Origin of the sequence: Kluyvera sp. Awk 3, assembly GCF_028069715.1 — a bacterium.
GTDB lineage: Bacteria > Pseudomonadota > Gammaproteobacteria > Enterobacterales > Enterobacteriaceae > Kluyvera > Kluyvera georgiana_A.
On the sequence record NZ_JANEWH010000143.1, the window covers coordinates 1 to 10976 of the forward strand.

Below are 10976 nucleotides of genomic sequence, written 5' to 3' on the forward strand. Positions count from 1 at the left end.
GGATTGATATCTTTACTCATTATGATATTGTGAGTTCACCTCATTGAGGAAACAACTATCGCAAACGAGCCATAACAGGTAATGCCATCATGCAAAAAGACGCGCTGAACAACGTAAATATCGCCGATGAACAGGTTTTGATCACCCCGGATCAGCTGAAAGCTGAATTCCCGCTCACCGTTGAGCAGGAAGCGCAAATCGCCCAGTCACGTAAAACGATTTCTGACATTATCTCCGGTCGCGATCCGCGTCTGTTGGTAGTGTGTGGGCCTTGCTCCATCCACGATCCTGAAGCTGCCATCGAATATGCGCGTCGATTTAAAACACTGGCGGAAGAGGTCAGCGATAGCCTCTACCTGGTGATGCGCGTCTATTTTGAGAAGCCGCGTACCACCGTCGGCTGGAAAGGGCTTATCAACGATCCGCACATGGATGGCTCGTTTGATGTGGAAGGCGGACTGAAAATTGCTCGTCGTCTGTTGGTTGAACTGGTCAGCATGGGGCTGCCGCTGGCAACCGAAGCGCTGGATCCGAACAGCCCGCAGTACCTGGGCGATCTGTTCAGCTGGTCAGCGATTGGCGCGCGTACCACAGAATCACAAACTCACCGCGAAATGGCTTCAGGCCTGTCGATGCCGGTTGGTTTCAAAAACGGCACCGATGGCTCGCTGGCGACCGCCATCAACGCGATGCGCGCTGCGGCGATGCCGCACCGTTTCGTGGGTATCAACCAGGCCGGTCAGGTTTGCCTGCTGCGCACTCAGGGCAACCCGGATGGTCACGTAATTCTGCGCGGCGGTAAAAAGCCGAACTACGGCCCGGAAGATGTCGCGCAGTGTGAAAAAGAGATGGAACAGGCGGGACTGCGTGCATCGCTGATGGTAGATTGCAGTCATGGTAATTCCAATAAAGACTACCGTCGTCAGCCTGCGGTAGCGGAATCCGTTGTCGCGCAGATCAAGGACGGTAACCGTTCCATTATTGGTCTGATGATTGAGAGCAACATTCACGAAGGCAATCAGTCTTCCGAGCAACCGCGCTGTGACATGAAATACGGCGTATCGGTAACCGATGCATGCATCAGCTGGGAAACGACCGATGCGCTGCTTCGTGAGCTCGACAAGGATTTACGCGGCCATCTGGCGGCTCGTCTGGCGTAAGAGGATTGTATGGTTGCTGAACTGACCGCGCTACGCGATCAAATTGATGAAGTGGATAAGGCGCTGCTGAACCTGCTGGCGAAGCGTCTGGAACTGGTGGCGGAAGTTGGCGAAGTCAAAAGCCAGTACGGCCTGCCGATTTATGTTCCGGAACGTGAGGCTTCAATGCTGGCTTCGCGTCGCAAAGAGGCTGCCGCATTAGGCGTGCCGCCGGATTTGATTGAAGACGTGCTGCGTCGGGTGATGCGCGAGTCCTACTCCAGCGAAAACGACAAAGGCTTCAAAACGCTCTGTCCGTCGCTGCGCCCGGTGGTGATTGTCGGCGGCGGCGGCCAGATGGGGCGGCTGTTTGAAAAAATGCTGACCCTGTCCGGCTACCAGGTGCGGACGTTGGAAAAAGAAGACTGGGCAAACGCGCCAGAAATGGTGGCGGATGCCGGTATGGTCATCGTCAGCGTGCCAATCCATGTGACTGAACAGGTGATTGCGAAGCTGCCGCCATTACCCGCGGACTGCATTCTGGTGGATCTGGCCTCGGTGAAAGCCGGGCCGATTCAGGCGATGCTGTCGGCACATTCGGGGCCTGTTGTGGGGCTGCACCCGATGTTTGGCCCTGACAGCGGCAGCCTCGCCAAACAGGTGGTGGTCTACTGCGATGGTCGCCAGCCTGAAGCCTACCAGTGGTTCCTTGAGCAGATTCAGGTTTGGGGCGCGCGTTTGCACCGTATCAGCGCGGTTGAGCATGACCAGAATATGGCGTTTATCCAGGCGCTGCGCCACTTTGCGACTTTCGCCTATGGCCTGCATCTGGCGGAAGAGAACGTGAAGCTGGAACAACTGTTGGCGCTCTCTTCACCGATCTACCGCCTGGAACTGGCGATGGTTGGCCGTCTGTTTGCCCAAGATCCGCAGCTGTATGCCGACATTATTATGTCGTCCGGCAACAACCTGGCGCTGATTAAACGTTACTACCAGCGTTTTGGCGAGGCAATTGGCCTGCTGGAGCAGGGCGATAAGCAGGCGTTTATCGACAGCTTCCGTAAGGTGGAACACTGGTTCGGCGACTACGCGCAGCGTTTCCAGAGTGAGAGCCGCGTACTGTTACGCCAGGCGAATGACAGTCGGCAGTAACCGAAAACTGTATATACTTGAAAGCCAGGGGAAATCCTCTGGCTTTTTTTATGGGATGAAGACGATGGCTGAAGCAAACCTGCTGTTTGATTACACCGGACATCTGCCGGAATGCCCGACCTGGAGTGACGCCGAGCAGGCGTTGTACTGGGCGGATATCATGGAGTGTGAAATTCACCGCTATGTACCTGCGACGGGCGACCACCAGATCTTACAGTTCCCGGAAGAGGTGGGCTGTTTTGCGCTGCGGGAGAAGGGGGGCTTTATCGTCGCGCTACGCAGCGCAATCTGGCTTGCCGATAGCCGCGGTCTGCTCCAGCATAAAATCTGCGATAACCCAAGCAATCCACAGCTGGCGCGCTTTAATGACGGTGGCACCGATCGCGATGGACGTTTTTATGCCGGTACCTTCTGGGGGCCGGGTGACTACAACGGTGCGCTGTTGGTGAGGGTCGATAACCAACTGAGGCCAAAGGTGATTCAGTGTGATATTCACGGCGCGAACGGTCTGGCATTCAGCGCGGATAAACGCTGGATGTACACCTCGGATACGCCGAACGGGGTGATTTATCGTACGCCGCTGGACGCCGACGGCGAGCCGGGAACTCGGGAGATTTTCCGCTTGTTTAAAGACGGTGAGGGGCTCCCGGACGGCGCGGCCATCGATGAAGAAGGCTGTTACTGGAGCGCGATGTTTGACGGCTGGCGAGTGGCTCGCTTCTCGCCAACGGGAGAGCAGCTTGCGGAATATCGTCTGCCGGTGCGTTGCCCGACAATGGTCTGCTTCGGTGGCGCGGATATGCGTACGCTGTTTATTACCACGACGCGTGAGAATATGTCGGCTGATGAGGTGGCGAAGTATCCACTGTCCGGCGCTATCTTCACCCTGCCTGTGGCGGTGGCAGGGATGAAGAAACGGCCTTTTATCGAACGTTAGACCGGGTCGACCGGTACGACGTTTTCGCTTGGGTAGCAACCCAGCACTTTCATCGAGCGGGTAATACCGGAAAGCTCTTTGAGCGCCTTTTGCATCGGCAGCGCGTCCAGGTTCGCCTGGACGTCGAGATAAAACATCTCTTCCCACGGATTGCCGTGAATCGGGCGCGATTCGAGCTTGGTCATGATCAGGTTGTGATTACGCAATACCAGCAGCGCTTCAACCAGCGCACCGGCCTGCTGCCCGGTGGCGATCAGCAGGGTGGTTTTCGCTGGCACCTGGTCGGAGACGTTCACCGCCTTGCGCGCCAGAACCAGAAAACGTGTGATGTTCTGCGTCTGATTGGCCTGGCAGTGTTCCAGCACCTGCAAACCATACAGCTTGCCGCCGGCTTCGCTACCCAGCGCCGCGACGGTTGGTGAGTTGGCCTGCGCCACTTTCTCCATTGCTGCCGAGGTGCTCTCGGTGTACTCAATTTTCCACTGCGGATAATGGCTCAGGAACTGGCTGCACTGCTGGAACGGTTGCGGGTGGCTATACACCGTCTCAATGGTGTCGAGTGTGGTTGTACCGTTTACCAGCACGCAGTGGTCGATAGGGACCGTCATTTCACCCACGATCGACAGGCTGGTGTGTTGCAGCAGGTCGTAGACGTCGTTAATACCGCCGGAGCTGGTGTTTTCAATCGGCACCACGGCGTAGTCAGCCTGACCGGTCTCAACCTGGTTAAAGATATCGGCAAACTTCAGGCAGCCGCTTTCGATGAACTGCTCAAAGTGGCGGGCCGCGTACTGGCGGGCCGCCAGGTGCGAGTAGGAACCTTTCGGGCCCAGAAACGCGATACGCGCTGAATGTGGGTTAATCTTATTCAGGTGCTGCTGGAGCAGCGTTTGCTGGGTAAGCACGGAATCTTCAATGATGAGCTGGAACAGGCGGGTGATGTAGTGCGCGTCAAGCTGGTGGGTTTTGCCCAGCGTAATCAAGCGCTCCAGCAGATCACGCTCGCGGTCGATGTCGCGTACCGGGCGGTGAGAGGCCAGCTTGGCTTTACCGACCTCAATGGCCAGACCACGGCGCTCGGCCAGCAGGCTCACTAATTTCTCATCAAGGGCGCTTATCTTATCGCGTATCGCCAGTAACGGGTTTTCCGAAGTCATCATGTTTGCCTTTCTTGTTATCAATAAAAAAGGCCCCCCGGTGTGGGAGGCCTTATTGTTCGTCTTCGCATTCTTTATCACACGACGAAACGCCTCCCATTCAGGGGAAGGTAAAAAAGAATGCGAAGAAAAACGGTAGAAGTTTCACTATCAGGTTAAATCCTTAGCGTGATGAGGTTTTACAGTACTCGTTCTGTTTTCGTTCTGTCAATAAAAAACGCGCCCGAAGGCGCGTTGGCGATACACATTAAAGTACAAAGTTCAGTTTACTCTTCTTCAACTTCTTCTACGAAGCTTGCGTCTTTCACCGACGTTGCGGCGCGACGGGCTTCCCCTTTGTGTTGCACCTTATTGAGCTGCCGTTCCAGCTTGTTGATCAATTCGTTAATGGCGGTATACATATCTTCATGTTTCGCACTGGCGACCAGATGCCCGTTCGGGGTGTTCATCGTGGCGTCCGCTACAAATCCCTGTGGCTCTTTGGACAGAATGATATGCGGGTTGATTAAGTGGGTTTGCCATTTTTCCAATTTTGCGAGACGGTCTGCGACATGCTGGCGAATAGCCGGAGTAATTTCCATTTGTTTACTGGTAATGTTCATTGTCATAAATTTTACCTCTTGTCTTTCCGTCTTGGTGATTCCAGCATACCTCGGATTTGCTTAAAATGTGTGATAAAGATCACATTATTTTGTCACTTTTTGTCAGCGCATTCATTTTGTGAGTCAAGACAGGAAGAAGTGATTTTTTACTTGTCGATTCGGGAAAATACAGCCATATTTGATAGGATGACCTGGCGCTAAACCGCTTCAGCAAGTCATTAAAACGAATAAAAAAACGGCAGCCATCGGGCTGCCGTTTTGCTTTCTAAGGGGTTTGAATCAGGACTGAGTGCTTTTGCCGTTGGCGGCAATGATTTTCGCGACTTTATCAGCCTGTGCCGTCATCTGCATTTCGCGGTAGGCATTTTCCATCTTCGGCAGAGCATCGCGAGTCGCCTGAGTATCCGGGAAGTTACGCATCATGTTTTCGACGCGGTTTACGACAGCAACCCACGCGCCGCGGGCGGTGTAGTAATCAACAACGGAAAGTTCATACTTCGCCAGACGGTCTTTCAGGAAGATAAGACGTTTGTTGGCGTCGGTGACGTATTGACTGTTCGGGTAGCCGCGCACCAGCTTCGAGAAGTCGTTAAATGCGTCACGGGCGTGCTGCGGATCGCGGTCGGAGCGGTCTACGCCAAAGAAGCCCTGCAGCGCGCTATCGTCCAGCGCCATGTTGGTTAAGCCGCGCATGTACATCACGTAGTCGATGTTCGGGTGCGTCGGGTTCAGACGAATGAAACGGTCAATGGCGGCTTGAGCCAGCGGCAGATCGGCATTTTTGTAGTATGCGTAGATCAGATCCAGCTGTACCTGTTGAGAATATGGCCCGAACGGATAGCGGTTATCCAACGCTTCCAGTTGCGTTATTGCCTGTTTCCAGTTACCGTCCTGCAGCTTTTGCTGAGCAGTTGCGTAGATTTCATTAGGCGGATTATCAGGAACCTCTTCCTTTGAACCAGAGCACCCCGCCAAAGCCAGGCTCAACGTGGCCGCTGCCACCAGATATTTCATGCGCGTCATGACGTTTTGACTTTCCTCAAAATGTTTATACGGGATATTCACAGTTCCTGTTCCCGATTAAGACCAGCTACAATAGCACACTATATTAAACGGCGAAGCCGTAAAAACCCAACGTTAACGAAGAAGCTGTATATGGCACAACGAGTACAACTCACCGCAACGGTGTCCGAGTCACAACTCGGTCAACGCTTAGATCAGGCTTTGGCCGAAATGTTCCCTGATTATTCGCGATCGCGCATAAAAGAGTGGATCCTCGACCAGCGCGTTCAGGTTAATGGCAAAGTTTCAGACAAGCCGAAAGAAAAAGTCATGGGTGGCGAGTCCGTCGCTATCGATGCTGAAATCGACGAAGAGATCCGCTTTGAAGCGCAGGATATCCCACTCGATATTGTATATGAAGATGATGATATCCTCGTCATCAATAAGCCGCGCGACCTGGTCGTTCACCCGGGCGCTGGTAACCCGGATGGCACGGTGCTGAATGCGCTGCTGCATTACTATCCGCCGATTGCCGATGTGCCGCGTGCGGGCATCGTCCACCGTCTGGATAAAGACACCACCGGTTTAATGGTGGTGGCCAAAACCGTTCCGGCGCAAACACGCCTGGTTGAATCACTGCAGCTGCGCGAGATTACCCGCGAGTATGAAGCGGTGGCGATTGGTCACATGACTGCGGGCGGTACCGTTGAGGAACCGATTAGCCGTCACCCGACCAAACGTACGCACATGGCGGTTCACCCGATGGGGAAACCGGCGGTAACGCACTATCGTATTATGGAACACTTCCGTGTGCACACGCGTCTGCGGCTGCGTCTGGAAACCGGGCGTACGCACCAGATCCGCGTGCACATGGCGCACATCACCCATCCGCTGGTGGGCGATCAGGTCTACGGTGGCCGTCCGCGTCCGCCAAAAGGCGCGTCGGATGAGTTCATTTCCGTACTGCGTAAGTTTGACCGCCAGGCGCTACATGCGACTATGCTGCGTCTCTATCACCCGATCTCGGGGATTGAAATGGAATGGCATGCGCCTATCCCGCAGGATATGGTCGATTTGATCGCCGCGATGCGTGCCGACTTTGAAGAACATAAGGATGACGTAGACTGGTTATGACCAAAATCATTGTCCCGGAATGGCCGCTGCCGCAAGGCGTGGCCGCCTGTAGTTCAACGCGCGTCGGTGGCGTCAGTGAAGGCGCGTGGGATTCTCTCAATCTCGGCGCTCACTGTGGTGATAATCCCGAACATGTTGAGGAGAACCGTAAGCGTATGTTCGCGGCGGGCCAACTGCCGTCGAAACCGGTGTGGCTGGAGCAGGTGCACGGTAAAGATGTGCTGCATCTGACCGGCGAGCCTTATGCTTCGAAGCGTGCGGATGCCTCCTACAGTAATACGCCAGGGACAGTGTGCGCGGTGATGACGGCGGATTGCCTTCCGGTTCTGTTTTGCAATAAAGCAGGAACGGAAGTGGCCGCGGCACATGCGGGCTGGCGCGGTTTATGCGACGGCGTGCTGGAAGAGACCGTTGCCTGCTTCAAAGACCGTCCCGAAAATATCCTTGCTTGGTTTGGCCCGGCGATTGGTCCGCAGGCTTTTGAAGTCGGCCCGGAAGTGCGTGAAGCGTTTATGGCCAAAGACGCCAACGCGGTTAGCGCATTTCGTCCAGCAGGCGAAAAATATAATGCCGACATCTACCTTTTGGCACGTCAGCGTTTAGGGAATATTGGCGTCACCGCCGTCTTTGGCGGCGACCGCTGTACTTTCAGCGAAAAGGATGATTTTTTCTCTTATCGCCGCGACCGTATTACGGGTCGTATGGCAAGTTTCATCTGGCTGATATAACCTATAGAATCAAGACGATCCAGAAGGCAGACATTTTTTTCTCATAGACCAGGTCATTTAACCTTGAATAATTGAGGGATGACCTCATTTAATCTCCTGTAGCAAAATTGACCTATATATGGGAGGAGTCATGCGTCTGGATCGTCTTACCAATAAATTCCAGCTTGCTCTTGCCGATGCTCAGTCACTCGCACTGGGGCACGACAACCAATTTATCGAACCTCTTCATTTAATGAGCGCCTTGCTGAATCAGGAAGGGGGCTCGGTACGTCCTTTATTAACATCCGCGGGCATTAATGCCGGCCAGCTACGCACGGCTATCGATCAGGCGCTGAGCCGTTTACCTCAGGTGGAAGGCACCGGGGGAGACGTGCAGCCGTCTCAGGATCTGATGCGCGTGCTGAATCTGTGCGACAAGCTGGCGCAAAAACGCGGCGATAACTTTATTTCGTCAGAACTGTTCGTTCTGGCGGCGCTTGAGTCTCGTGGCACTCTGACCGACCTGCTAAAAACTGCGGGCGCAACTACCGCCAATATCACTCAGGCAATTGAACAGATGCGCGGAGGTGAAAGCGTGAATGACCAGGGTGCCGAGGATCAACGCCAGGCATTGAAAAAATACACTGTCGATCTGACTGAACGCGCCGAGCAAGGCAAGCTCGACCCGGTGATCGGCCGTGATGAAGAAATTCGTCGTACCATCCAGGTACTGCAACGTCGTACTAAAAATAACCCCGTCTTGATCGGTGAGCCGGGCGTCGGTAAAACCGCCATTGTTGAAGGGCTGGCGCAACGTATTATCAACGGTGAAGTGCCGGAAGGCTTGAAAGGCCGCCGCGTACTGGCGTTGGATATGGGGGCGCTGGTGGCCGGGGCGAAATACCGCGGTGAGTTTGAAGAGCGTCTGAAAGGCGTGCTGAACGATCTGGCAAAACAGGAAGGCAACGTCATCCTGTTTATCGACGAGCTGCACACCATGGTTGGCGCGGGTAAAGCCGATGGCGCCATGGATGCCGGTAATATGCTGAAACCGGCGCTGGCGCGCGGGGAACTGCACTGCGTTGGTGCGACCACGCTGGATGAATATCGTCAGTACATCGAAAAAGATGCGGCGCTGGAACGTCGCTTCCAGAAAGTGTTCGTGGCAGAGCCGTCGGTGGAAGACACCATTGCGATTTTGCGTGGTCTGAAAGAGCGTTATGAACTGCATCACCACGTGCAGATCACCGACCCGGCGATTGTCGCGGCGGCGACGCTCTCTCACCGCTATATTGCTGACCGTCAGTTGCCGGATAAAGCCATCGATCTTATCGATGAAGCGGCTTCCAGCATTCGTATGCAGATTGACTCGAAGCCGGAAGAGCTCGACCGTCTCGATCGCCGTATCATTCAGTTGAAGCTGGAACAGCAGGCGCTGATGAAAGAGTCTGACGAGGCGAGTAAGAAACGTCTCGACATGCTGAACGACGAGCTGAGCGATAAAGAGCGTCAGTACTCTGAGTTAGAAGAAGAGTGGAAAGCGGAAAAAGCGTCACTCTCTGGGACGCAAACTATCAAAGCGGAGCTGGAGCAGGCGAAAATCGCCATCGAACAGGCGCGTCGTGTCGGTGACCTGGCGCGGATGTCCGAGCTGCAGTACGGCAAAATTCCGGAACTGGAAAAACAGTTGGAAGCGGCGACGCTGTCCGAAGGCAAAACTATGCGCCTGCTGCGTAATAAGGTGACGGATGCGGAGATTGCCGAAGTACTGGCGCGTTGGACCGGTATTCCGGTGGCCCGTATGCTGGAAGGTGAGCGTGAGAAGCTGTTGCGTATGGAGCAGGATCTGCATAGCCGCGTGATTGGCCAGAACGAAGCGGTTGAAGCGGTCTCTAACGCGATTCGCCGTAGCCGTGCAGGGCTGTCTGACCCGAACCGTCCGATTGGTTCATTCCTGTTCCTGGGGCCAACCGGGGTAGGTAAAACCGAACTGTGTAAAGCGCTGGCTAACTTTATGTTCGACAGCGATGACGCGATGGTGCGTATCGACATGTCCGAGTTTATGGAGAAACACTCCGTGTCTCGTCTCGTGGGCGCGCCTCCGGGATATGTCGGTTATGAAGAGGGCGGTTATCTGACAGAAGCGGTGCGTCGTCGCCCTTACTCCGTCATCCTGCTGGATGAAGTAGAGAAAGCGCATCCGGATGTGTTCAACATTCTGCTGCAGGTTCTGGACGATGGGCGTCTGACCGACGGGCAGGGGAGAACGGTCGACTTCCGTAACACGGTGGTCATCATGACCTCTAACCTCGGTTCTGACCTGATTCAGGAGCGCTTCGGTGAACTGGACTACGGGCATATGAAAGATCTGGTACTGGGCGTGGTCAGCCACAGCTTCCGTCCTGAGTTCATCAACCGTATTGATGAAGTGGTTGTTTTCCATCCGTTGGGTGAAAAACACATTGCGTCGATTGCGCAGATTCAGCTGCAGCGTTTGTACAAACGTCTGGAAGAACGTGGCTATGAAACACAGATCTCCGACGAAGCTCTGCAACTGCTGAGTAAAAATGGTTACGATCCGGTGTATGGCGCACGTCCGCTGAAACGTGCTATCCAGCAGCAGATTGAGAACCCGCTGGCACAGCAAATCTTGTCTGGCGAGCTGTTGCCGGGTAAAACCATTCGCCTGGAAGTGAAAGACGATCAGATTGTGGCAGTGCAGTAAGTCACAAAAAGAAGAAAACGAGCCCTATGGGGCTCGTTTTTGTTTAAAAACCAGGCGAAAATAAGATAATTGAATGAAAAATGAGCGTGTGAAAACTTTTTTCTATTTTATGCTTGCGGCTTCTCATTTTCTCCCTATAATGCGCCTCCACTGACACGGAACAACGGCAAACAAGCCGCCGGGTCAACGAGGTTCTCCTGAGAACGTCGGCGAAGAAAGCGAAAATAAACGCTTGACTTCGTGGCAGGGTGGCGTATTATGCACACCCCGCGCCGCTGAGAAAAGCGAGGCGGCACTGCTCTTTAACAATTTATCAGACAATCTGTGTGGGCACTCGAAGATACGGATTCTTAACGTCGCAAGACGAAAAATGAATACCAAGTCTCTGAGTGAACACGTAATTCATTACGAAGTTTAATTC

The 10976-nt window shown here is 54.1% G+C and carries 10 protein-coding genes and 1 other annotated feature; of the genes, 6 read left to right on the forward strand and 4 right to left on the reverse strand.

Going from position 1 to position 10976, the window contains the following annotated elements; genetic code table 11:
• Positions 1-89 precede the first annotated feature (89 nt).
• From aroF to NNN71_RS20910, 3 genes are all read left to right on the forward strand, one after another.
• Entirely contained in the window at positions 90-1160 is a 1071-nt protein-coding gene (gene aroF / locus NNN71_RS20900) for a 3-deoxy-7-phosphoheptulonate synthase AroF (RefSeq protein ID WP_064543372.1), read from the forward strand.
• A 9-nt stretch (positions 1161-1169) separates the two neighbouring features.
• Positions 1170-2291, forward strand: coding sequence for a bifunctional chorismate mutase/prephenate dehydrogenase (gene tyrA, locus NNN71_RS20905; RefSeq protein ID WP_271459254.1), 1122 nt, complete (start codon positions 1170-1172; stop codon positions 2289-2291).
• Positions 2292-2355: 64 nt separating this feature from the next.
• Positions 2356-3228 (forward strand): SMP-30/gluconolactonase/LRE family protein, encoded by an 873-nt coding sequence (locus tag NNN71_RS20910; RefSeq protein WP_271459255.1) that lies wholly within the window; start codon positions 2356-2358, stop codon positions 3226-3228.
• Here the strand turns inward: NNN71_RS20910 and pheA are convergent.
• The 4 genes from pheA to bamD form a co-directional block, all read right to left on the reverse strand.
• On the reverse strand, positions 3225-4385 hold the full coding sequence (gene pheA, locus NNN71_RS20915; protein WP_163448369.1) for a bifunctional chorismate mutase/prephenate dehydratase: 1161 nt from the start codon (positions 4383-4385) through the stop codon (positions 3225-3227). The genes NNN71_RS20910 and pheA overlap by 4 nt on opposite strands.
• A 23-nt stretch (positions 4386-4408) precedes the next feature.
• Positions 4409-4534 (reverse strand) — a sequence feature (Phe leader region).
• Positions 4486-4533 (reverse strand): pheA operon leader peptide PheL, encoded by a 48-nt coding sequence (gene pheL / locus NNN71_RS20920; protein ID WP_121497579.1) that lies wholly within the window; start codon positions 4531-4533, stop codon positions 4486-4488. (Overlaps the previous feature by 48 nt.)
• A 117-nt stretch (positions 4535-4651) precedes the next feature.
• Positions 4652-4993, reverse strand: a complete 342-nt coding sequence (gene raiA, locus NNN71_RS20925; RefSeq protein WP_064543378.1) for a ribosome-associated translation inhibitor RaiA — start codon at positions 4991-4993, stop codon at positions 4652-4654.
• A gap of 273 nt (positions 4994-5266) precedes the next feature.
• Positions 5267-6010 carry an outer membrane protein assembly factor BamD gene (gene bamD / locus NNN71_RS20930; RefSeq protein ID WP_064543397.1) on the reverse strand — a complete coding sequence of 248 codons (744 nt, stop codon included), beginning with the start codon at positions 6008-6010 and terminating at the stop codon, positions 5267-5269.
• Positions 6011-6142: 132 nt separating this feature from the next.
• Here bamD and rluD point away from each other — a divergent pair, with 132 nt between their 5' ends.
• The 3 genes from rluD (at position 6143) to clpB (ending at position 10555) form a co-directional block, all read left to right on the forward strand.
• Positions 6143-7123: a 23S rRNA pseudouridine(1911/1915/1917) synthase RluD gene (gene rluD / locus NNN71_RS20935; RefSeq protein WP_163448362.1), complete on the forward strand. Its 981-nt coding sequence runs from the start codon at positions 6143-6145 to the stop codon at positions 7121-7123.
• Positions 7120-7851 (forward strand): purine nucleoside phosphorylase YfiH, encoded by a 732-nt coding sequence (gene yfiH, locus NNN71_RS20940; RefSeq protein WP_271459256.1) that lies wholly within the window; start codon positions 7120-7122, stop codon positions 7849-7851. The genes rluD and yfiH overlap by 4 nt, the downstream gene beginning before the upstream one ends.
• A gap of 130 nt (positions 7852-7981) precedes the next feature.
• Positions 7982-10555: an ATP-dependent chaperone ClpB gene (clpB, locus tag NNN71_RS20945; RefSeq protein WP_167575211.1), complete on the forward strand. Its 2574-nt coding sequence runs from the start codon at positions 7982-7984 to the stop codon at positions 10553-10555.
• The last annotated feature ends 421 nt before the right edge of the window (positions 10556-10976 follow it).

What these genes read in the sequence shown, in the direction of transcription:
- aroF (WP_064543372.1), top strand. Translation starts at nt 90, where the DNA reads ATGCAAAAAGACGCGCTGAACAACGTAAATATCGCCGATGAACAGGTT.
- tyrA (WP_271459254.1), top strand. Translation starts at nt 1,170, where the DNA reads ATGGTTGCTGAACTGACCGCGCTACGCGATCAAATTGATGAAGTGGAT.
- NNN71_RS20910 (WP_271459255.1), top strand. Translation starts at nt 2,356, where the DNA reads ATGGCTGAAGCAAACCTGCTGTTTGATTACACCGGACATCTGCCGGAA.
- pheA (WP_163448369.1), bottom strand. Translation starts at nt 4,385, where the DNA reads ATGACTTCGGAAAACCCGTTACTGGCGATACGCGATAAGATAAGCGCC.
- raiA (WP_064543378.1), bottom strand. Translation starts at nt 4,993, where the DNA reads ATGACAATGAACATTACCAGTAAACAAATGGAAATTACTCCGGCTATT.
- bamD (WP_064543397.1), bottom strand. Translation starts at nt 6,010, where the DNA reads ATGACGCGCATGAAATATCTGGTGGCAGCGGCCACGTTGAGCCTGGCT.
- rluD (WP_163448362.1), top strand. Translation starts at nt 6,143, where the DNA reads ATGGCACAACGAGTACAACTCACCGCAACGGTGTCCGAGTCACAACTC.
- yfiH (WP_271459256.1), top strand. Translation starts at nt 7,120, where the DNA reads ATGACCAAAATCATTGTCCCGGAATGGCCGCTGCCGCAAGGCGTGGCC.
- clpB (WP_167575211.1), top strand. Translation starts at nt 7,982, where the DNA reads ATGCGTCTGGATCGTCTTACCAATAAATTCCAGCTTGCTCTTGCCGAT.